Here is a 21,479-nt window from a genome sequence, read left to right as displayed (position 1 = left end):
ACCTACAGACGGGTGGTGTCGATGTCCAGGTCGAACGGCGCCGGGAGGTGAACGGGCACGCCGAAGGGATGCGGGCCGCTCTCGGCGGCGTAACCGAGGCGGGACGGCTCGCTGTACAGGGTGCAGCTGCGGTTCTGCCGGTCGACGAGGAGGTAGAGCGGGGCGCCGTATTGGCCGTAGCGGCGACGCTTGACGACGCGGTCGGTCTCGGCGTTCGACGGCGAACTGACCTCGACGACCAGGAGGGTCTGATCGGGCAGCAACGCGCCCTCGGTCTTCAGGGCGAGTTCGGCCGGTACGACGGCCAGATCGGGGATGTACCAGTTCTCGCTGCCGGGCAGGTCGAGGTTGCCGGAGCCGGACACCAGGTCGAGCTGGTCCATTCGGGGTCCGAGCTGGCGGCGGACGATCTCGGCGGCGGACTCGTGCGCCCATGACGGCGACATGGGGGTGATGACTCCCTCGATGATCTCGGTGCGGTCGCCCGCGATGTGCCGGATCGCGTACTTCAGGGCCCGCTCGGGGTCGCTGACAGTGCTGTAGTCACCGGGGACCTGGGGTGCCGTACTCACAGCGCGTCTCCTTCCGTCATGTCATTCTCCCCCGGCTCGTGTGGCTGCCTCGCCCACTGACCGGACTTGGACGCACACTGACCGTTCATGCCCGCAGCAGCACCCTCGTGCAGCGCATTCTGTCTCCCCGCCCGGGAACGGGCGTGGAGGCAGGAGAGCGGCGGCCGGGCGTCAGCGGGAGGCTTCCGCCGGGGTCGGGGCGGGGGCCGCGCGGCGGGAGGAGAGGACGATCACGGCGAGACTGGCGAGGGCGAGGGCCGTCACCACGGTGAGCATCACGGTGTAGGAGGCCATCGAGGAGAGCGCCGCGAGCACGGCGGGCAGCAGGAAACCCGAGTAGCAGAGCGCGTAGTAGACGCCGGTGATGCCGGCCAGGTCGTCCGGGGTGACGATGCGCTGGATCTCCAGCAGTCCGGAGACCACCCCGATCCCGTACGCGGCGCCGAGCAGGACCGCGCCGCCCAGGCCGAGCAGCGGGGAGCGGACCGCCGCGTCGCCGGCGCAGACGGCCATGCCGCAGGCCATCAGCACCATGGAGACGATGACGCCGCGCGCCGAGGAGAGCGAGTCCAGGCGCTTGGCGAAGGGCTGGACGAGGGCGCCGGTGCCGAGGGTGAGGACGGTCAGCAGGGTCGCGTAGGCCAGCGACCAGTCGCCGAGCCGGTCGCCGACCAGCTGCGGGGTCACCGCGTACGCGACGCCTGCCGAGCCGAACACCCACGGGGCCATCGGCAGCACGACCCGGACGAAGCGCCGGTGCCCGGCCGCCGGGACCTTGAGGTCCGCCCAGAGGCTGCGGACGGCCGCCGAACGGGCCCGGGTCTCGACGGCCCTCGGGAGCAGGAACAGCGCGGGCAGGGTGACCAGCAGGTGGGCGAGGTACGGGGTGACCATCGGCCAGGGGCCCCACTGGGCGAGCACCCCGGCCACCCCGGCGCCGAGGCCGAAGCCGAGGGTCAGGGCGAGGGAGGCGCGGCGGGCGCCGGCGCCCGGGTCGGCGGCCGGGTCGTGCGGGGCCTGGGAGAGCTCCTTGACCCAGCTGGTGCCGACGGCCATCGCGATGCCGACGGCTATGCCGGTGAGGAACCGCCCGGCGTAGATGGGGAGTTCACCGGCGGCACCGCCGCACAGCACCGCGCTGGCGGCGAGCGAGACGGCCACCGCGCCGATCATCAGCGGGCGGCGCCCGTAGCGGTCCGAGGCCGCGCCGCCGACCAGCAGCCCGGGGACCAGTCCGAGGACGTACGCCCCCAGGAAGGCGTCCACGGTGACCTCCGAGTAGCCGCCGAGGTGGCGGTACATCAGCAGCAGCGGGGTGAACTGGTTGCCGCCCCACCCGCAGCAGAGCATGGCCAGGGCCGCGGGCAGCCACGGCCGCCCCCGGCCGGACGGTGCGACGGGACCGGCGGACGGCGGCCGGGTGGTGCTCATGGTGGTGCTGCTCCTTGTCGGATGGTCGGTCCCGGCGGTCCGTCGGGGGTGTGCGCGCACGGTCGTCGGCGCGCGGTGAAGGGGGGTCAGCGGTCGGTGACCGCCCGGTGGGCGTCCAGGTGGGCGCGCAGGGCGGCGGTGAAGCCCTCGGCGTCACGGGCCGCGATCCGCTCGACGAGCACGGTGTGCTCCTCGACCAGCGTGGCCAGCCGTTCCGCCTGCCGTTCCGGCCGCACCTGGAGCAGTTGGACGGCCATCCGGCGCTGGCGGTCGCGCAGCGTCCCGTAGAACCGTTCGGCGAGCTCGTTGCCGGAGGCCGTCACGATGCCCCGGTGGAAGGCCTCGTCGGCGTCGGCGAAGGCGCCGAGGTCGGCCCGGCGGGCCGGTCCGCGCTGCTGGTCGATCAGTTCGGACAGCTGCCGGACCAGCGCGTCGAGGCCGTCGGGGCGGCGGGTGATCCGGCGCACGGCGGTGCTCTCCAGCGCCTCGCGCAGTTCCAGCACGTCCTCGGCCTCACCGGGGCCGACCGGCACCACGACGGCTCCGCGCTTGGGGAAGAGCTGGAGCAGCCCCTCGGCCTGCAGCCGCAGGAAGGCCTCCCGGACGGGTGTGCGGCTGAGCGATGCGCGCTCGGCGATCTCGCCCTCGCTGATCAGCGTCCCGCCGGGCAGGGCGCCGCCGAGGATGAGGTCCTTGGTCAGTTCGTACGCGCGGTCCGCGGCGGGTACGCGGGCGGGGGGCGGGGTGTCGGCCATGGAGCACACCGTAGCACCATAGATGCAAGCTTAGATGCAACAGCTGGATGGGTTCTTCGGCGGAGCCCGAGCATCGGTTTCGGTACTGCTCAGGGCCCGAAGAATGCGCTTTCTCAGTCCCTCCCGCAGGGCCGAGGATGGGCGGGGCCAACAGCCTGCCGGGAGGAAGCCTTGTCGCCCATGTCGCCCGTGTCCCCTGTGCCGCCGGCCCTGCCGCCCGTCGACCAGGCCCTGCCGGCCATCGATCCGGGCCTGCCGCCCGTCGATCCGGGCCTGCTGCCGCTCACCGCCGAGTTCCGCCCCGAGGGCCTGTCCGTCGGCGGCGTGCTCCTCGCCGAGGCGGCCCGCCGGTACGGCACGCCGCTGTTCGTCTACGACGAGGAGCACCTGCGCCGCCGCTGCCGCGAGGCGGTGGCCGCCTTCGGCCGGGGCAACGTCGCCTACGCCTCCAAGGCCTTCCTCTGCACCGCGATGGCCCGGCTCGCCGCCGAGGAGGGGCTGCTGCTGGACGTCGCCTCCGGCGGCGAGCTGCGCACCGCGCTGTACGCCGGAGTCGCCCCGGAGCAGATCGTGCTGCACGGCAACAACAAGGACGAGGCCGAGCTGCGCACCGCGCTGACCGTCGGCCTGCGCCACATCGTGGTGGACAGCTTCGACGAGCTGGACCGGATCGAACGGCTGCACCACGAGGAGGGCCTGCCCCCGGCCCGGATCCAGCTGCGGGTGGCTCCCGGGGTCGCGGCCGGCGCCCACCAGGCCATCCAGACCGGCGGCCACGACTCCAAGTTCGGCTTCGGCCTGGCCGACGGCGCTGCCGCGGCCGCGGTGCGCCGGGCCGAGGCCTCCGCCGCGGTACGGCTGGAGGGCGTCCACGCCCACGTCGGCTCCCAGGTGCTCGACCCGGCCGAACTGGCCGACGGCGCCGCCGCGGTGGCCCGGTTCGCGGTGGAGCACGGCCTGCGCCGGCTGACCGTCGGCGGCGGCCTGGGCGTGGCCTACCTGAGCGGGCAGAGCGCCCCCTCCTTCGCCGTCTGGGCCGAGCGGGTCCGCGCGGCGGTGCGCGGCGCCGGCTGGAGCGGCGAGGTCGGCGTCGAGCCCGGCCGCTCGATCGCCGCCCGGGCCGGGCTGACCCTGTACCGGGTCGGCACCGTCAAGCGGATCGAGGGCGTGCGCACCTACGTCAGCGTGGACGGCGGGATGAGCGACAACCTGCGCCCCGCCCTGTACGGCGCCCGCTACGAGGCCTTCCTGCCCCGCTGCCCCCAGGCACCCCGCCCGGCCCGCGCCCGGCTGGTCGGCAAGCACTGCGAGAGCGGCGACGTGATCATCGACGACGCCGCGCTCCCCGCCGACCTGCGGGTCGGCGACCTGCTGGCCACCCCGGTGACCGGCGCGTACGGCTACGCCATGGCGTCCAACTACAACAAGCTGCCGCGGCCCGCCGTGGTCTTCGTCCGCGACGGCGAGGCCCGCCTGGTGGTGCGCCGGGAGACCGAGCACGACCTGCTCCGGCTGGACGTGGCCGCCGCCTCCGACACCCGCGAACCGGTGGCTGCGCAGCCGGCGTACACCCTCTAACCTGGGCCGATGCTGAACAGCGCCCGACTGCACGTCCTCCTGGAGATCGCCCGCCGGGGCACCATCGTGGCCGCGGCGCAGGCCCTGCACCTGAGCCCGTCCGCCATCTCGCACCAGCTCGCCCGCCTGGAGCAGGAGCTGGGTGTCGCGCTGGTGGAACGGGCTCCGCAGTCCCTGCGCCTGACGCCGGCCGGGGTCCGGCTGGCCGAGCACGCGCAGGCGATCGCCGATCTGATGGCCGTCGCCCAGGACGACCTGCGGGCGCACGCCGAGGCCGCGGCCGGCGTGCTGCGGATCGGCTTCTTCGCCTCCGCCGGGCTGGACCTGCTGCCCCGGGCGCTGGCCGCGTTCGCCGCCGGGCACCCCCAGGTGGAGCTGGAGCTCATCATGGGCCAGCCGCACGAGCTGGTCCCGGACCTGGAGGCCGGCCGGCTGGACGCGGCCGTCGTCTTCGAGCACCCGTTGGACCCGTGGTGCCGGCAGGCGGCGGTGGACGTGCGGATGTACTTCGAGGAACCGCAGCTGGTCGTGGTGCCGCTGCGGCACCGGCTCGGACGGCGCTCGGTGGTGCGGCTGGCCGAGCTGGAGGGCGAGAGCTGGATCGGCACCCACGGCGGCAGCACCGGCGAGCCGGTGCTCGAACGCGCCTGCGCGGCCGAGGGGTTCCGCCCCCGGGTGCGCTGCCGCAGCGACCACTACCAGGTGACCATCAACCTCGCGCGGGCCGGCATGGGCGTCGCGCTGATCCCGGCGCTCGGCCTGGCCGACAGCGCCGGGGTGCACGTGTGCCGGCTGGACCACCCGCAGCTGCACCGCCGGATCGGGGTGGCCACCCGGGCCACCAACCGCAACCCGGTGCTGCGGGACTTCCTCGCCGAACTCGGCGCCGCCGCCGGGGAGATCAGGTCCCTGCTCGACATGCGGTGGGCCTGATCCCCCGGCCCGGGCGGCCCGGGCCGGGGGATCAGGCCGGCAGGGAGCCGGCTCAGGCCGGCCGCTGGGCCCAGGCCGCGAGGGCGCGGCCGACGTCCCGGATGGCGTGCACGGCGGCCCGTTCGGTGCTGGGCCCGAGCGCCACGTCCCAGTGCGCGACGACCGCGTAGGCCACCCGGCGGGCACCCACGACGACGCCCGCGTCGGCCCGTACCCCGGTGTCCGTGCCGGTCTTGTTGGCGACCAGCAGGCGGCCGGGCAGCGGCTCGGGGAAGCCCGGGGCGTACGGGTCGTGGTCGATCAGCGCGGGCACCAGGCCGTGGTCGGTGTTGGCGCGCATCCAGCCGAGCAGCCGGGCCGAGGCCGCCGGCGTGGCCATGGTGCCCCGGACGGCGAGGGCCACCAGGCGGGCCAGGTCGCGGGCGGTGCCGGTGGCGAAGACGGGCGGGACGTCCGGCCCGCGCTCATCGCGCACCCGGTCGTGCAGGGTGAGCCGCTCCAGCCCGAGCTCGCGCGCCAGCCGGGCGGTGGCCGGCAGCCCGACCAGTCGCAGCAGCGCGTTGGTGGCGGTGTTGTCGCTGACCGCGGCGGTCAGCCAGGCCAGGTCCTCCACCGTCCAGCCGGGCCGGCTCAGCCGGCCGAGCAGGCCGGTGCCGCCGGTGACGTCCTCGGGGAGGATCGCCACCGGCCGCCCGGCCGTCAGCTCCCCGGTGTCCAGCCGCCGGGCGACCTCGGCGAGCAGCAGCAGCTTGGAGGCGCTGGCGACGGGCAGCACGACGGTGTCGTCCACCCCGACCGCGCCGACCGCGCCGCCGTCGGCCGGGCCGACGGCGTCCACGTCCACGGCCGCCACCGCGAGGGTCAGCGGGAGCGCCGCCGAGCTTCGCGCGGCGGCCGCCACCTGGGCGAGGCTCATCGGACCCGCACCACCTCTCCGGAGCGGATCGCGGTCGCCCGGCCGCCGCGCACCGCGACCCGCCCGGCCACCACCACGGTCTCCACCCCCACCGGCGGCAGCAGCGGCCGCTCGAAGGTCGCGCCGTCCAGGACGGCCGCCGGGTCCAGCACCACCAGGTCCGCGATCGCGCCGTCCCGGACCACCCCGCGCCCGGCCAGCCGGAAGCGCTCGGCGGGCAGGCCGGTCATCTTGTGCACCGCGAGCTCCAGCGGAAGCAGCCCCTGCTCGCGCCCGTAGTGGCCGAGCACCCGGGCGAAGCTGCCCGCCCAACGGGGGTGCGGGCGGCCGGGTTTGGGCACGCCGTCGGAGCCGATCATCGACAGCGGGCTGGCCAGCACCCGGCGGACGTCGTCCTCGCGCATCGAGTGGCTGATGATGGTCACCTCGCCCTGCGCCTCCAGCAGCAGGTCGCAGACGAAGTCCACCGGGTCGGCGCCGCGCTCGGCGGCCAGGTCGGCGATCCGGCGGCCCTCGGCCGTACGGCGGGCGGGGGCGGCGGCCACCGAGATCAGGTCCCAGCCGCCGTTGCCGACGGTGTTCTCCCAGCCCTCGACGCCGTTCGCGATGTCCGTCCGGATCCGGTCCCGCACCTCCTTGCTGCGCAGCCGCTCCAGCAGCGCGGCCGGCCCGCCCTCGCTGGTCCAGGGCGGCAGCATCGCGTGCAGCACGGTGCTGCCGGCGGTGTACGGGTAGACGTCGCAGAGCACGTCCACGCCGTCGGCGCGGGCCTGCTCCAGGCGCGGCAGGGTGCGCAGGGTGGCACCCCAGGCGTGCCGCCCCGCGGTCTTGTGGTGGGAGACCTGGAGCGGGGCGCCGGAGCGCACCGCGATCTCCAGCGCCTCCTCCAGGGCCTTCTCCACCTGGGACATCTCGTCGCGCAGGTGCGTGACGTACGGCTTGCCGTGCCGGGCGGCGACCTTCGCCAGGGCGACGATCTCCTCGGTGTCCGCGTAGACGCCGGGCGGGTAGATCAGGCCGGTGGAGAGCCCGGCCGCGCCCTGGCCCAGCGCCCGGTCGAGCAGCTCGCACATGGCGGCCAGCTCCTCGGCGGTGGGCGGGCGGTCCTCGAAACCCATCACCCCGGCGCGCAGCGTGCCGTGGCCGACCAGCGAGGCGATGTGGTTGCGGCGCAGTTCGGGCCGCTGGCCGGCGGCGAAGGCGTCGAAGTCCTCGGCGGGCAGCACCGGCCCGAGGCCGAAGGAGACCCGCAGGTGCCCGGCCAGTTCGGGCAGCCGCTCGGGCAGCGCGGGGAACAGGCTGATCCCGCAGTTGCCGCTGATCTCGGTGGTGACGCCCTGGAGCAGCGGGGCGAGCCGCAGCTCGTCCAGGGCGTCGCCGTCGGTGTGGCTGCCGCCGCCGAAGGGGGCCGCGAGCGCGTCCGAGTGGGTGTGGACGTCGATGAAGCCGGGGGTGACGACCCGTCCGGTGACGTCCAGGGTCTCGGCCGCGGTCACCGCGGTGCCGGGCGGCAGCACGGAGACCCGGCCGTCCGCGACGGCGAGGTCGGCCGGACGGGCGGGCGCCCCGGTGCCGTCCACCAGGGTGCCGCCGCGCAGCAGCAGGTCGACCGGGGTCGTGGTCACGTCCGCTCCCATCTGTGCCATCGCTGGTCCCATCGCTCCCATCAGAGCACCGTCGAGAGGAAGGCCCGGGTGCGGTCGTGCCGCGGGGCGGTGAACACCTCGGCCGGGCTGCCGGCCTCCACGACGGCGCCCTGGTCCATGAAGACGACCCGGTCGGCGACCTCGCGGGCGAAGCCCATCTCGTGGGTGACGACGATCATCGTCATACCGCTGCGGGCGAGGTCGCGCATCACCCCGAGCACCTCGCCGACCAGCTCCGGGTCGAGCGCGGAGGTGGGCTCGTCGAAGAGCATCAGGGTCGGTTCCATGGCCAGTGCCCGGGCGATCGCCACCCGCTGCTGCTGGCCGCCGGAGAGCTGGGCCGGGTAGTGGTCGGCGCGGTCGGCCAGGCCGACCCGGGCGAGCAGCTCGCGGGCCTGCCGCTCGGCCTCCTCCCGCGGGCGGCCCTTGACCGCGACCGGGCCCTCCATCACGTTCTGCAGCGCGGTGCGGTGCGGGAAGAGGTGGAAGCGCTGGAAGACCATGCCGATCCGCTCGCGCTGGTGGCGGATGTCGCGCGGGCGGCGCTCGCGCAGCCTGCTGCCGGAGGCGCCGTGCTGCTCGTAGCCGACCAGCTCGCCGTCCACCTCGATCCGCCCGGCGTCGATCTTCTCCAGGTGGTTGAAGCAGCGCAGCAGGGTGGACTTGCCGGAGCCGGAGGGGCCGATCACGCAGAGCACCTCCCCCGACCTGACCTCCAGGTCGATGCCGCGCAGCACCTCCAGGTCCCCGAAGTGCTTGCGCACCTTCCGGGCCGACAGGACCACCTCGGCGGCCGGCTTCTCCAGGTCCGCACTCATCATCACTTGCCCTCCCCCTTCTTGACGCTCTTGCGTGCTCCACCGCGCCCGGGGCGCAGGTTGGCCAGCACCCGGCGGTGCAGCGCCGGCGGGGCCCCGGCCGGGTTGAACCTCCGCTCCACCGCGTGCTGGGCGACGCTCGCGATGGTGGTGAGCACCAGGTACCAGATGGACGCGACGATCAGCAGCGCGATCACCTCGAAGTTGGCGAGGTAGAGGTGCTGGGAGACGGTCATCAGGTCGGCGCCGGCGATGACGGAGACCAGCGAGGTGGTCTTCAGCATCGAGATGAACTGGTTGCCGAACGGCGGGATGATCACCCGCATCGCCTGCGGCAGCACCACCCTGGTGAGGATCTGCCGGTTGGACATGCCCAGCGAGGCACCGGCCTCGCGCTGCCCGGGGTCGACGCTCTGGATGCCGGCCCGGACGATCTCGGACATGTAGGCGCCCTCGTTGATCGACAGGCCGAGCAGCGCCGCCACGAAGCCGGTGATCAGGGTGTTGGACTGCCAGCTGACCAGCTTGGGCCCGTCGAAGGGGATGCCGATGCTGATCTCCGGGAAGAGCAGCGCCAGGTTGAACCAGAAGATCAGCTGGACCAGCAGCGGGGTGCCGCGGAAGAACCAGGTGTACGCGCCGGCGGTGGTCCGCAGCACCGGGCTGTCGGACAGCTGCATCACGGCGACCACCACGCCGATGACGATGCCCACCACCTGGGAGATCAGGGTGAGTTGGACCGTCACCCAGAGCCCTTCCAGGATCACGCCGTCGAACTGGTACCTGGCGACGATGTCCCAGTGCAGGTTGGGGTTGACGATGACGGTCCAGGCGAGCCAGACGGCGACGAAGGCGGCCGCCAGGACGGCGAACCAGCGGGCCGGGCGGGGCCGGCCGGTCACCTCGAAGGCGAGGTCGTCGTCGGCGGCGCCCCCGGAGGTCGTCGCGGGGCCGGCCTGGGCGGTCGTCGCGGGGCCGTCGGACGTCGCGGGGTCTCTCATGTCGGTGCTCATCTCGTCGGTACCGCCGTTCTCACTGCGCCGCGTTGACGGTGGCGCGCTCCACCGCGCTGCCGCCGACCTGGTAGGTGTCCAGCACCTTGCGGTACTCGCCGCTCTCGATCAGCTCCTGGAGCGCCTTCTGCACCGCGTCGCGCAGCCCGGAGTCCTTCTTCGCCACCGCGATGCCCCAGGGCGCCGTGCCGTACTGCTCCGGAAGCACCTCGTAGGAGCCGCTGTTCTGCACGAACATCTGCGCCACCGGGTAGTCCACGATGGTGGCCACGGCCCGCTCGCTGTCCAGCTGGAGCAGCCCGGTCGGGGCGTCCTCGCTCTGCGAGATCGCCATCTTGGCGGCGCACTTGGCGTTCTGCTGCTCGCCGATCTCCAGGTTGGAGCTGCCCTTGGCGAGGACCACCTTCCTGCCGCAGAGGTCCTCGATGGACTTGATGCCCTCGGGGTTGCCCTTCTTCGTCATGATCACGCCGCCGGTGCGGAAGTAGTCGACGAAGTCGACGGCCTGGCGGCGCTGCGCGCTGTCCGTCATGGAGGACATCACCAGGTCGTAGCGGCCGGCCTGGAGTCCGGGGATCAGGCCGTCGAAGGAGGAGTTGGCGAGCTCCAGCTTCAGGCCGAGCCGCCCGGCGACGGCGGCGGCGAGGTCCGGGTCGACGCCGGTCAGCTCGGTCGTCCCGGGCTTGTACATCTCCATCGGCGGGTAGCCGACGGAGGTGGCCACTCTGAGCACGCCGCTCTGCTTGTTCTTCGCCGGGAGCAGCTCGGCGGCGCTCTTCCCGGAGTTCTGCGCGGCCTGCGCCGCGCCGGCGGCCGGGGAGCCGCCCTGGTCGGAGCGCCCGCAGGCGGTGGCGGCCAGGACGACCAGGGACAGTGCGGCCAGACAGCGCAGGGAACGGGGGCGGTTCATCGGCTACTCCCTCGGGCGGTGACGGTGCGCCGATGCTGGCAGCCGGGTCCGGGTGAACGGAAGATGATGAAGCTATTGCTGGCTCACCAACGATTTTCGTACGGCTGATCGCCCCCTGCGGAGGTGTTCCGCCGGGCCTGCGGGCCTGCGGGCTTGTGGGCTTGTGGGCTTGTGGGCTTGTGGGGTTGCAGGGTTGCAGGGTTGTGGGACTGCGGGCCTGCGGCCCGGCGCGTCAGCCGGTGAGCCAGGGGGCCTCGGGCAGCTTGGCGTCGGCCTGCCGTCCGGTGAGCTCGACGGTGGTCGGGGTGCCCAGCCCCGGCATCCGCATCGTCACCCGGCGCAGCCCGCCGTCGCCGTCCACCCAGTACGTCAGCGGCGAGCGGGCGCCGTCGGGCGCGGAGCCCTGGGCGCGCGGACCGGCGAAGCGGTCGTAGTCCCGGCCGTCGATCCGGTCCCGGCCCAGCCAGCGGGCGCCGGACTGGGCGAGCAGCAGCGGGTTGTCGGGGCGGTCCGCGCCGAGTTGGACGAGCAGGTTCAGTCCGGCGTCCAGCGGGTCCGCCGTGTAGGTGCGCGGCGACCAGCCCTGGCGCGGGATGTGCTCGGCCTGCTGCCAGGCGGGGGCGTCGGTACCGGGGCTGCCCGCGCTGCCCGCACTGCCGGTGCTGCCGGTTCCGGCCTGGTCGGGCGCCAGCCCGAGGCCGCCGGTGTCCCAGACGATCAGACCGTGGTCCATCGGTCCGCTCGCGCCGGTGGTCCGGTAGCGGCCCACCCCCCGGTGGGTGCGGTAGTCGACGACCCCGTCGACCCGGATGCTCACGCCCCCGCCCTCGTCGGCCGTGAGCGTCACCGCCACCGGGCTCGCCTGGTACAGGTTCAGGCGCGACAGGGCGAGCCGGCCCGCCTCGTCGGTGGTCACCGGGCGTTCGACGGCCTCGTCGGAGACCGTCCGGTAGACGGCCACGCCGCCCGCCGCGGCGCCGCACACCGCGATCGCGATCACGGCCTTGAGCCAGCCGGCCCGGGCCCGACGGGGCGCTCGACCCTCGGCCTTCGTCTTGCGGGGCATGCGGCCCGCTCCCTCTCCTCGGTCGGACACGACAGTCGGGCGGGTCCGGGGGACCCAACGGTCCCACGAACCCGCCCGATTCGGGCCCGGCGGAGGTCTCCCCCACCGGGCCCGCTCACTGCGAAACCGCTAGCCGCGCTGGGCGGCCTTGCGCCTGCGGACCACCAGCACCATGGCGGTGCCGAGGGCGATCAGCGCCGCCGCGCTGGTCAGCGCGATCGGCATCCCCTCACCCGCACCGGTGTTGGGCAGGTGCCCGGGTGCGGGGGGCTGCGGTGCGGGCGGCACCGGAGCCGCCGACGTCGGCGCCGAGGTCGGCGTCTCGGTCGGGGTCGGGGTGGGCGTCGGCTTGGGGATCAGCTTGTTGACGGCCGTCACCTCCACGCCGGCGTCCAGGTTCGCCGAGGTCAGCTTCAGCGGACCGAAGACGGTGACCTCCGGCGCGGCGTAGCCGTCCGGCGGGCTCAGCTCCTGCCAGTAGTACGTCCCCGGCACGCCGGTGCCCTGGCAGATGCCGTCGGCCCCGGTGGTGCAGGGCTCGCCGACCTTGGTGTCGGGCTTGTCGCCGGTCGGCTGGAGCCCGTCGGTCCCGTTGGTCTCGTGCCACAGCTGGAACTTGGCGCCCGCCAGCGGCTTGCCGTCCTGGTCGTGCTTGACCAGGCGCAGCGCACCCTCCTGCAGGCGGAAGCCGAAGTCGTAGGTGTGGTCGTTCTCGCCGGGTCCGCCGGTGGTCAGCGCCCGCTCCGGGAACTTGCCGTCCTTCGGGACGATGCCCTTGGAGTCGACGAAGTGGTTGTCACCGACGTCGTGGTCGGTCGGCACCCACTGGAAGAGGGGGCCGTCCTTGGCGTAGTCCGCCGGGTTGTCCAGCTTGATCGTGTACTTGGTCCTCGGCTTGAGGCCTCCGTCGACGTTGCTGTCGTCGAAGTAGTACTCGCCGCGCTTGGTCGTCCTGGTGGTGCCGACGAGCTTCCCCGCCTCGTCGTACAGGTGCACGGTGGCACCCGGCACCGGCTTCTGGCCCGGCAGCTGGAGGCCGCTGCGCTCGGGGTCGTACCAGACCCGGTTGCCGATCTGGAGCGGCGCCTGGTCGCAGAGCACCTCCAGGTCGCCCATCGCGGCGCCCTTGCCGAACGGCGGGGCGCCCGGGGCCGTGTTGAGCCGAACGCCGCCGTCCGCCTTGCCGTTGCGCTTCTGGAAGGCGCTGCCGTAGCCGTAGGCCCGGCTGTCGCTGTCGTAGCCCGAGGTCACGATGGAGTCCTCGACCTTGGACAGCGCCATCCCGGCGTTGGCGGGGTTGTTGTGGCCGATCCGGGCGTTGTCGAAGAACCGCTGGCCCCGGGCCGTGGAACCGCAGCCCAGGTTGGTGTCCAGCACGTACGTGCCGTTCGCCAGGCAGGCCTTGAGGAGGTCACCGCCGGGCAGGACCTTGGCCATCACGCTGCCCGTCGGGCTGGCCGCCGACTGGTCGCCGAAGCGGTCCCGGAAGGCGAGCAGCATCGAGCCGTCCGTCTCGAACGTGATCTCGGCGACCGCCGGCTCGGGGTTGGCCAGGTAGTTGTCCCCGCAGGCCTGGCCGTTCTGGCTGGCCGGGAAGGTGTCCTGCCACGGGAACCAGCCGGTGCCCGGGCACGGCCCGCCGACCGTGGTGCCACGCGGGTAGTCGAGCGGCTGGTTCAGCACCGCCGACTTGAACGCGCCGGTCGCCAGGTCGAACGGCAGCACCACGGCCCGCAGGTCCGAGGCCTTGTGGGTGGACTCGCCCGAGCAGACGCCGCCGAGGAAGCCGACGCCGTCCTGGATGCCGAGGCCGTACGGACGCCAGTCCCCCGCCGCCGGGCAGCCCGGGTCCGGGATGGCGTAGGCGGCCTTGGGTGCGGCCGCCGTCGCCGCGGTGGCGTCGTAGCGGTAGAGCTTGCGGTCGTGCAGGTTGACGACGAAGAGGTCCTTGCCGTCGTCGGTGATCTTGATGCCGCCCAGGCTCTCCTTGCCCACCGCGGCCAGGAAGCCGTCGTCGTTGCCCGGGGTGTGCGGGGTGGTGCCCGCGTCCGGGACGGTGGCGAACAGCGTGGTCTTCTTCTTGTCCCAGTCGGTGACGTAGATCCCGCCGGGGCCGCCGGGGCCGTAGCTGGTGGTCCGCTTGGCCTGGGCCGAGGAGAACACCCTGCGGTCGACCCTGTTCCAGGCGATGCCGTAGAGGTTCCCGGTCTGCCCGGCCGTGGCCACGTCGGTCAGGGTGAAGCCCGTGCCGGCCGTTCCGCGGGACTCGTACGGGAAGGACACCAGCGTGTGCTGGTTGTCCCCGTCCGCGGGCGGGTTCTGACAGGTCGACACCAGCGGCGCGTTCTTCTGGCAGTAGTCACCCGGGCTCCAGAGCCCCGTGGTGAGTTCCACCGTCTTGCCGCCGGAGAGGTCGACGAACTCCTCGTTGGAGCTCAGCTTGTCGGGGGCGCCGTCCAGTCCCTCGCGCGAGGCGAAGGCCGGGTAGAGCACGCCCGGCTTCGGATTCGCCACCTGGACGCGGTACTTGCCGCCGGTGAGCTTGCTGGTGGCCGGCGCCAGCGTCACCGTGCCGTCGGCCGCCGTGGTGCCCTCGACGGCCACCCCTGCGTCGTCGGTGAGCGTCACCTTCACGCCCGCCATGGTCGATTCCAGCCCGGGGGTCCACACCCCGTCGGTGTCGACGGCCCGGATCACCCGGACCTTCACGGTGCCGTCGCCGGCCGCCGGGAAGGCCGAGGGGGCCGCCGCCAACGAGCCGGCGCCGATCACCACGGCAAGGGCCGCCGCGCCGGCCACGGTGCGACCGAGTCCGCCCTGCCGCCGGTCCGGGCCGCGCGCGACACCGGCCGTTCGTTCACTAGTCGTCGTCATCCCTGCTCTCATCGTCAAGTTGGGCCTTCCGCCCGACCTCGTGAGGGAGTTCGTGAGCGGCGAAAAACCGCCATCGTTAACGGGAGCTTAAAGGGCCTTCACACAAGTTCGCCGGGAAACAGGGAACTTTGGCGGTCCATCAGACGTTTCGAGGCCGTCGCGGCCCTCGGCCCCCACTCCCGCCATCGGGCAACCTACCAGCGACGACCGGTCCGGCGCGTCCCGGCCCCCGTCAACGATCGCGGCCACGGGCCGTCGACCGTCGAACACAGTTCCCACCGGAACCGCACACACCGATCCTGACTCACGCACCCCACCCACAACTCGGGTAACGGCCAGGCGCCGATTGGCACTGCTCCACCGTGGACTGGCACGATGTCAGGATGCGCATTCTGGTCATCGGCGGCACCCGTTTCATCGGTTTCCACTTCGCCGAGGCGGCCCTTGCCGCCGGGCACGAGGTCACGCTGCTCCACCGGGGCCGCTCCGGCGCCGGACTGCTCCCGGACGCCGAGCACCTGATCGCCGACCGGGACGACGACCTGTCCGCGCTGCGCGGCCGCAACTGGGACGCCACCGTCGACACCTGCGCCTACTTCCCGCGCCAGGTGTGGAAGTTGGCAGCCAACGTCGACCCCGGCGCGGCCGGGCGCTACCTGCTGGTCTCGACCCTCTCGGTCTACGACGACCCGGCCGCCCCCGGCTACGCCGAGGACTCCCCGCTGCTGCCCTCCAACGGCCCGGAGGCCGAGGAGGTCACCGCCGCGACGTACGGCGTCCTCAAGGCCCAGTGCGAGCGCGCCGCCCGGCAGGCCTTCGGCCCGGAGACGCTGATGGTGCGCCCGACGTACGTGATCGGCCCCCGGGACTACACCCACCGCTTCGACTACTGGGTGCAGCGCCTCACCCGCGGCGGCGAGGTGCTCGCCCCGGGCCGGCCGGACGCGCCGCTGCAGGTGGTCGACGCCCGCGACCTCGCCGCCTGGATGCTCGCCCTCCTCGAACAGGGCGCCTCCGGCCCCTACCACGCCGCCACTCCCCCGCCGTTCGGCATGGGCGACCTGCTCGACGCCGTCGCCTCGGCGGTGGCCCCGCCCGGCACCACCCTCACCTGGGTGGACGAGGACTTCCTGCGCGCCGCCGACGTCCCGGAGCGCGCGCTCCCGCTCTGGCCCGCCAACCCGCACACCCGCGCCACCAGCACCGCCGACCCGGCCGCCGCCCTCGCCACCGGGCTCGTCCTCCGCCCGGTGGCCGAAACCGCCCGCGACATCGAGCCGTTCGAGCCCCAGCCGGAGACCCTCACCCCCGACCGCGAGGCCGAACTGCTCGCCGCCTGGCACGCCCGGCAGGCCTGACGCCCGCTCAGCCACCGGCGCGGGGCCGACCGCCGCCGCTCGGCAGCCGGTCCGGCCCCGGTCCGGACATCTCCCGGGCCGGGGCCCCGCGGCACGCCCGCGCCCCGCGGCGCACCACCGCGCGCGGCGATAGCGCCCCCGGGAGCGGCGCGCTATCCATCTTTTGACACCCGACCGGGCCGGTACTGGATAGGCCCTGCTTTCGAATCCCCACAGACTCAAGGGCAGCCGGAAACCCTCCGGTTCACCCAACGGAAGGCAGTGGGATGAAGAAGAAGCTGGCAGCCGCCGCCCTGGCCGCGGCCACCCTCGGCACGGTGCTCCTCGGCGCCGCCACCCCGGCCCTCGCGAGCAGCGGCGGCTGCATCGCGGGCGACGCTTGCCTGTACTACAGCCCCAACCTGCAGGGTGCCTTCTTCGGCAAGGGCGAGGCCGGCAACTACGACGGCTACTTCGGCGGCGGCGGGGCCGGCAACGGCCAGCCCGTGATGAACAACGCCGCGTCCGTGAAGAACATGGACAACAACTACAACCTCTACGTGCACTACCGCGAGTACAGCATCCGGGACACCGGGCCGAACCAGTACATCCAGGCCGGCCACTCGGCGAACCTGGGCACCGTGTGGTGGTCCGGCGTCTACATCGACATGCGCAACAACAACCACTCGCAGAGCTGGGAGCACATCTAGCCCCGACCGGGCGCCGGGCCCCCGCCCCGCCGGGGGTCCGGCACCCGTCCGGCCGTCATCGACCGACCGCACCACCCCGCGAGCCGGCCCCGAGGAGCCCCGCCATGACGTCCCGCCACCGCAGCCGTTCGCTGCCGGCCCTGCTGCTGATCCCCCTGGTCCTCGCCGCCGGCTGTGCCTCCGGCCCTTCCCGACCCGCCGCCGCCCCCGTCCCTCCCTCCGCTTCCCTCACCCCGATGGACCCGCCGCCGGTCGGCGACACGCCCCGGCTGAGCCAGGTGGCCGACCGGACGCTGCCGATCGAGTCCTACCTGCTGAGCAGGGAGGACTACCGGCAGTACCACGCGGCGGAGGCCGTTCTGGTCACCCGCTGCGTCCGGGGCTTCGGCCTGGACTACACCCGGCCGACCGGCGGCGGAGCGCCGTCCAGGACCCAGACCACCCACCGGTACGATCCGGTCGAGCTCGCCGACGTCTCCGTGAACGGCTACCACTCGCCCGACCCGTCCGACGGGAAGAAGTCCGCCGATGGGCCCGCGCTGAGTCCTGACGTCAACACCGTGCTCGGCAGCGGCCTCGGGACGGACGGGAAGCCCGCCCCGGGGACGGCCTCCTCGTTCCGGGGGAAGGCACTGCCGCCCGGCGGGTGCATCAGCGCCGCACAACAGGAGCTGATCGCGCACGGCGGCACCGGCGGGGACGCCGACGTCGCGGTGGGAATCAACTTCGAGGGCTTCGAGCGCTCGAGGTCGGACCCCCGGGTCAAGGCCGTCTTCCAGGACTGGTCGCGCTGCATGGCGGAACGGGGACACTCCTATGCCACCCCCGGGGACGCCCTGAAGGACCCCCGGTGGGGGGCGAACACCAGGCCGTCCGCCGAGGAGATCGCCACGGCCACCGCGGACGTCCAGTGCAAGGAGCGGACCAACGTGGTCGGGGTCTGGTTCACCGTCGAGACCGCCTACGAGAACGAGCTGATCCGCCTCCGCCTGCCGGAGCTCACGGCGGCGAAGGCTGGCAACGACGCCATGCTGGCGACCGCCCGGGCCGTGACCGCCACCGCCGGACAGTCCTGACCCCTACGGGGCTCAGCCCGCCAGCGGCGGGTTGAGCCGGGCGAAGGCCTCCTGGCGGCGGTACGGGAAGTACGGGTACGGCGCGGTGCGGGCGCTCGCCGCGTCCAGCCGGGCCACCTGCTCCTCCGTCAGGGACCACCCGACCGCGCCGAGGTTCTGGCGCAGCTGCTCCTCGTTGCGGGCGCCGATGATGACGGAGGAGACGGTCGGACGGCACAGCAGCCAGTTGATCGCCACCTGGGGGACGGTGCGGCCGGTCTCGGCGGCGACCTCGTCCAGTGCGTCGACCACCCGGTACAGCAGCTCGTCCTCCACCGGCGGGCCGTAGTCGGCGGTGTCGTGCAGCCGGCTGCCGTCCGGGAGCGGCTGCCCGCGGCGGATCCTCCCGGTGAGCCGGCCCCAGCCGAGCGGGCTCCAGACCAGGGCGCCGACGCCCTCCTCCTCGGCGAGCGGCATCAGCTCCCATTCGTAGTCGCGGCCGACGAGCGAGTAGTAGACCTGGTGGGCGGCGTACCGGGGGCGGCCGTGCCGGTCGGCGAGGGCTAGGGACTTCATCAGCTGCCAGCCGGAGAAGTTGGAGGCGCCGGTGTAGCGGATCTTGCCGGCCCGGACCAGGTCTTCCAGGGTGGCCAGCACCTCCTCGATCGGGGTGGCGGCGTCGTAGGCGTGCAGCTGGAAGAGGTCGAGGTAGTCGGTGTCGAGGCGGCGCAGCGCGTCCTCCACCGAGCGGATCAGCCGGGCCCGGGAGGTGCCGGCGTCCTGGGGGCCGTCGCCGGTGGGCAGTCCGGCCTTGGTGGAGATCAGCACCTGGGCGCGGCGGCCGCGGACCGCCTGGCCGAGCACTTCCTCGGAGGCGCCGTCGGAGTAGACGTCGGCGGTGTCGAAGAGTGTGACCCCGGCGTCCATGGCGATGTCGAGCAGTCGGCGGGCCTCCCGGACGTCGGTGGTGCCCCAGGCACCGAACAGCGGGCCGCGGCCGCCGAAGGTCCCGGTGCCGAGGCTGAGCGCGGGCACCTTGAGCCCGGACGCGCCGAGTCGGCGGTACTCCATGTCGGTGGCGATGGTCATGGCGATTCTCCCCTCGAAGCCCCTAATGGGACTCCTGTTCCGTTAGAATGCCTCGAAGTTAGCAGACTCCGCCCGGCTAATGGAACAGGAATCCCGTTAATGGCTGTCGAGCCCTCCCTGCCCGAGACCTCCCCGCCGGAGACCTCCCCGCCCGAGCCCTCCTCGCCCGGTACGGTCCGCCCCGGCGGCCGGACCGCCCGGGTCCGCGCCGCCGTCCTGCGCGCCGCCGAGGACGCCCTGGTCGAGCACGGCTTCGGCGGCCTGGACCTCGGCGACATCGCCCAGCGGGCCGAGGTCGGCCGCACCACCGTCTACCGCCGCTGGGGCAGCACAACGGCGCTGGTCGCGGACCTGCTCGCGGACATGGCCGAGCAGTCCCTGCCGCGCACCGACAGCGGCTCCCTCGCCGGGGACCTCCGGGCCAACGCCCGGCTCGTCCAGCGCACCCTGGCCGACTCCCGGCAGGGCGCGCTGTTCCGCGCCGTCATCGTGGCGGCGACCTGCGATCCCGACGCGGCCGAGGCGCTGCGACACTTCTACCGGCGCCGGGTCGAGGAGTGGGCGCCGTGCGTCACCGCGGCCGTCGAGCGCGGCGAACTCCCGCCGGACACCGACGTGTTCGAGGTCGTCCGGGCGGTCTCGGCGCCGCTCTACTACCGGATGCTCACCACCGCGGAGCCGCTGGACGAAGCGGCCGCGGACCGCGCGGCGCAGGCCGCCGAGGCGGCGGCCCGGGCCGGGGCGTACCGGCGCCAGGGCGATTAGGGCCCGTCGGACAGGAACGGCCGCACAGCGCCGAAGCGCCGTGCGGCCGTTCGCAACCGACCGGAGCCGGGGAAGACCGACCGGGGCCGGGGAAGGTCAGCCCTCGTACTCGTCGCGCAGGTTCTCCAGCAGGCCCGACCAGAGGTCCGACTCGTCCGGCCCCTGCCCCAACTCCCGCACCAGCGCGGCGAACTCGTCCAGCGCGGCCTTGGCGTCCCCGCCGCAGATCCGCTCCTCCAGGCGGGCCAGCAGCGCCAGCGCGCCGACCAGCCCGGGCAGCGAGTCGGCCGCCCAGCCGCCGTAGCCGTCCCCGTGGTCCCAGCCGTCCGGGTGGTAGATCCGTACGGTGCCGGTGTCGCCCGACACCATCAGGTGCCGCTCGCCGAACGTCCCGACGCAGTACCCCCAGTTGCTCGGCGGAGTGTCGTCGTCCGGGGTGCGCTCGCCGAACAGCTCGTCCAGGTCCGCCTCCCACATGCCGCGTTCGGGCAGGCCGGTGGCGTCGAAGCCGAGGAAGTCCAGCTCGACGGCCGGGACGCCGACCTCGGTCAGGAACGCCCGGGCGGCCTTCGACGTCAGCCGCTCGGGCAGCGCCCCGGGCTCGGGCCGCCACAGCGTGCCGGGGCCGAAGCAGGACTCCAGCCAGGCGGCGGTGGGGTTCCCGGCGGCGGCCGGCAGCTCGGCGTCGGGCGTGGTCATCGGTGCGTCTCCCCCGGTCGGAACGGTGCTCTGCCGCCATTCAAGCCCACCGCGCCGACAGCCGGGACACGCCCTCGGGCCGCCGGGGAGGACCCCCGGCGGCCCGAGCGGAGCCGCGGCCCGATGGTTTGGCGGCCTGATGGTTTAGAAGAAGCCGTCGTCCTCGTAGTAGTTGTTGACGACCACCTGGGGATCGTCGTCGAAGGCCTCGTTCAGCAGCGCGCCGCCAACCAGGCCGGCCGCGCCGGCGCCGATCAGCGCGCCGGTGCCGAAGCGCCGCCCGCCCTGGGCCGGCTGGCCGGGCAGCTGCGGCTGGCCCTGCTGGACCGGCTGGGGGTAGCCGGCCTGCGCCGGGGTGTAGAACGGCGGGACGTTGGTCTGCACCCGCTGGGCGCAGGCCACGCAGGCCTCGATCTGGCGCGGCACGCCCCACTGCGGCGACCAGTACACCGCCGTGGTGCCGGCGCCGTGCGAGGGGTCGAAGAAACACGTCACGGGAAAGCTCCCTGGCTGGGTCGGGGGAACGGCGGGTTCGGCGGCGGTGGGCACGGCCGGCACCGGGGCCGCGACCGGCACGGCCAGCGCGACGGGCGGCTTCACCGGCGCGGGCGGCACGGGCGGCGCGACCGGCACGGCGGCGGGCGCCGGCTGCAGGACGTCCACCCCGAAGTCGGTGGCGATGCCCGCGAGCCCCGCGGCGTACCCCTGCCCGACCGCCCGGAACTTCCAGTCCGCGCCGTGCCGGTACAGCTCGCCGAACACCATCGCCGTCTCGCTGCCGCCGTCCGACACGATGTCGTACCGGGCCACCTCGGCGCCGCCCTCCGGGTCGAGGACCCGGATGTGGGCGCCGCTGACCTGCCCGAAGGACTGCCGACGCTGCGCCGCGTCGTAGATCGCCACCGCGAAGACGATCTTCTCCACCCCGGCGGAGACCTCCGCGAGCCGGACCTCGATCTGCTCGCGGTCGGGGCCGCCGCCGGAGCCGCCCTGGTGCCGGACGGAACCGTCCGGGCTCTGCAGGTTGTTGAAGAAGACGAAGTGCTGGTCCGAGGCGACCTTCCCGTCCGCCCCGCAGAGCAGCGCGCTGGCGTCCAGGTCGTACCCCGCCCCGGCCGTCCAGCCGAGACCCACCCGGACCACCCTCAGCCCGGGGGCCTGCCTGCCCAGGGAGACGTTGCCGCCCTTCGTCAGGGCCACGCTCATGGAACTTCCTCCACCACCGTACGAGTACCGCTGTTCTTCCACGACAACGCTGTAGAACTCGCGACGGTTCCCGGTCGAACCGTCAGTTTTCCGTCAAGGCCGAAAC

General features: G+C 73.7%; 19 protein-coding genes. 6 read left to right on the top strand and 13 right to left on the bottom strand.

Annotation, left to right across the window (positions count from 1 at the left end; translation table 11 throughout):
• Positions 1-2: 2 nt before the first annotated feature.
• From ACWDBE_RS27820 to ACWDBE_RS27810, 3 genes are all read right to left on the bottom strand, one after another.
• A complete protein-coding gene (locus ACWDBE_RS27820; RefSeq protein ID WP_449809413.1) occupies positions 3-572 on the bottom strand; it encodes a Uma2 family endonuclease in 570 nt (189 codons plus the stop codon).
• Positions 573-743: 171 nt separating this feature from the next.
• Positions 744-2,003 carry an MFS transporter gene (locus ACWDBE_RS27815; protein ID WP_449790642.1) on the bottom strand — a complete coding sequence of 420 codons (1,260 nt, stop codon included), beginning with the start codon at positions 2,001-2,003 and terminating at the stop codon, positions 744-746.
• A gap of 86 nt (positions 2,004-2,089) precedes the next feature.
• On the bottom strand, positions 2,090-2,758 hold the full coding sequence (locus ACWDBE_RS27810; protein ID WP_449790641.1) for a GntR family transcriptional regulator: 669 nt from the start codon (positions 2,756-2,758) through the stop codon (positions 2,090-2,092).
• A 189-nt stretch (positions 2,759-2,947) separates the two neighbouring features.
• Between ACWDBE_RS27810 and lysA the strand changes: the two genes are divergently transcribed.
• Both lysA and ACWDBE_RS27800 read left to right on the top strand, forming a co-directional pair.
• Entirely contained in the window at positions 2,948-4,336 is a 1,389-nt protein-coding gene (gene lysA / locus ACWDBE_RS27805) for a diaminopimelate decarboxylase (RefSeq protein ID WP_449809412.1), read from the top strand.
• A gap of 9 nt (positions 4,337-4,345) precedes the next feature.
• Positions 4,346-5,269, top strand: a complete 924-nt coding sequence (locus ACWDBE_RS27800) for a LysR family transcriptional regulator (RefSeq protein ID WP_449790639.1) — start codon at positions 4,346-4,348, stop codon at positions 5,267-5,269.
• A gap of 52 nt (positions 5,270-5,321) precedes the next feature.
• Here ACWDBE_RS27800 and ACWDBE_RS27795 read toward each other — a convergent pair whose 3' ends face one another.
• From ACWDBE_RS27795 to ACWDBE_RS27765, 7 genes are all read right to left on the bottom strand, one after another.
• Entirely contained in the window at positions 5,322-6,185 is an 864-nt protein-coding gene (locus ACWDBE_RS27795) for a serine hydrolase (protein WP_449790638.1), read from the bottom strand.
• The gene (locus ACWDBE_RS27790) at positions 6,182-7,810 is read right to left on the bottom strand and encodes an N-acyl-D-amino-acid deacylase family protein (protein ID WP_449809411.1); all 1,629 of its coding nucleotides are present in this window, start codon (positions 7,808-7,810) and stop codon (positions 6,182-6,184) included. Before ACWDBE_RS27790 ends, ACWDBE_RS27795 begins: the two co-directional genes overlap by 4 nt.
• Positions 7,811-7,851: 41 nt before the next feature.
• Positions 7,852-8,652 carry an amino acid ABC transporter ATP-binding protein gene (locus tag ACWDBE_RS27785; protein ID WP_449790636.1) on the bottom strand — a complete coding sequence of 267 codons (801 nt, stop codon included), beginning with the start codon at positions 8,650-8,652 and terminating at the stop codon, positions 7,852-7,854.
• Positions 8,652-9,650 (bottom strand): amino acid ABC transporter permease, encoded by a 999-nt coding sequence (locus ACWDBE_RS27780; RefSeq protein WP_449790635.1) that lies wholly within the window; start codon positions 9,648-9,650, stop codon positions 8,652-8,654. The genes ACWDBE_RS27785 and ACWDBE_RS27780 overlap by 1 nt, the downstream gene beginning before the upstream one ends.
• Before the next feature lie 31 nt (positions 9,651-9,681).
• Positions 9,682-10,572 (bottom strand): ABC transporter substrate-binding protein, encoded by an 891-nt coding sequence (locus ACWDBE_RS27775; RefSeq protein WP_392878083.1) that lies wholly within the window; start codon positions 10,570-10,572, stop codon positions 9,682-9,684.
• A gap of 232 nt (positions 10,573-10,804) precedes the next feature.
• The gene (locus ACWDBE_RS27770) at positions 10,805-11,638 is read right to left on the bottom strand and encodes a hypothetical protein (protein ID WP_449809410.1); all 834 of its coding nucleotides are present in this window, start codon (positions 11,636-11,638) and stop codon (positions 10,805-10,807) included.
• Positions 11,639-11,767: 129 nt separating this feature from the next.
• The gene (locus ACWDBE_RS27765) at positions 11,768-14,512 is read right to left on the bottom strand and encodes an SdrD B-like domain-containing protein (RefSeq protein ID WP_449809409.1); all 2,745 of its coding nucleotides are present in this window, start codon (positions 14,510-14,512) and stop codon (positions 11,768-11,770) included.
• A 383-nt stretch (positions 14,513-14,895) separates the two neighbouring features.
• Here ACWDBE_RS27765 and ACWDBE_RS27760 point away from each other — a divergent pair, with 383 nt between their 5' ends.
• The 3 genes from ACWDBE_RS27760 (at position 14,896) to ACWDBE_RS27750 (ending at position 17,635) form a co-directional block, all read left to right on the top strand.
• A complete protein-coding gene (locus tag ACWDBE_RS27760; RefSeq protein WP_449790632.1) occupies positions 14,896-15,870 on the top strand; it encodes an NAD-dependent epimerase/dehydratase family protein in 975 nt (324 codons plus the stop codon).
• A 266-nt stretch (positions 15,871-16,136) separates the two neighbouring features.
• Positions 16,137-16,559 carry a hypothetical protein gene (locus tag ACWDBE_RS27755; RefSeq protein ID WP_449790631.1) on the top strand — a complete coding sequence of 141 codons (423 nt, stop codon included), beginning with the start codon at positions 16,137-16,139 and terminating at the stop codon, positions 16,557-16,559.
• A gap of 104 nt (positions 16,560-16,663) precedes the next feature.
• A complete protein-coding gene (locus ACWDBE_RS27750; RefSeq protein WP_449790630.1) occupies positions 16,664-17,635 on the top strand; it encodes a hypothetical protein in 972 nt (323 codons plus the stop codon).
• Between the two features lie 12 nt (positions 17,636-17,647).
• On the opposite strand, the gene ACWDBE_RS27745 is transcribed toward ACWDBE_RS27750, so the two are convergent.
• Positions 17,648-18,685, bottom strand: a complete 1,038-nt coding sequence (locus ACWDBE_RS27745) for an aldo/keto reductase (protein ID WP_449790706.1) — start codon at positions 18,683-18,685, stop codon at positions 17,648-17,650.
• A gap of 117 nt (positions 18,686-18,802) precedes the next feature.
• Here ACWDBE_RS27745 and ACWDBE_RS27740 point away from each other — a divergent pair, with 117 nt between their 5' ends.
• Positions 18,803-19,468 carry a TetR/AcrR family transcriptional regulator gene (locus ACWDBE_RS27740; protein ID WP_449790629.1) on the top strand — a complete coding sequence of 222 codons (666 nt, stop codon included), beginning with the start codon at positions 18,803-18,805 and terminating at the stop codon, positions 19,466-19,468.
• A 96-nt stretch (positions 19,469-19,564) separates the two neighbouring features.
• Here the strand turns inward: ACWDBE_RS27740 and ACWDBE_RS27735 are convergent, their stop codons facing one another.
• Together ACWDBE_RS27735 and ACWDBE_RS27730 are read right to left on the bottom strand one after the other, a co-directional pair.
• Entirely contained in the window at positions 19,565-20,167 is a 603-nt protein-coding gene (locus tag ACWDBE_RS27735; RefSeq protein ID WP_449790628.1) for an SUKH-4 family immunity protein, read from the bottom strand.
• A 144-nt stretch (positions 20,168-20,311) separates the two neighbouring features.
• A complete protein-coding gene (locus tag ACWDBE_RS27730) occupies positions 20,312-21,373 on the bottom strand; it encodes a TerD family protein (protein ID WP_449809408.1) in 1,062 nt (353 codons plus the stop codon).
• Positions 21,374-21,479: the final 106 nt, after the last annotated feature.

This window comes from Kitasatospora sp. NPDC001132, assembly GCF_053598415.1.
Note: the sequence above shows the minus strand (reverse complement) of the source record. Positions and strands in the feature narration are given on the sequence as shown.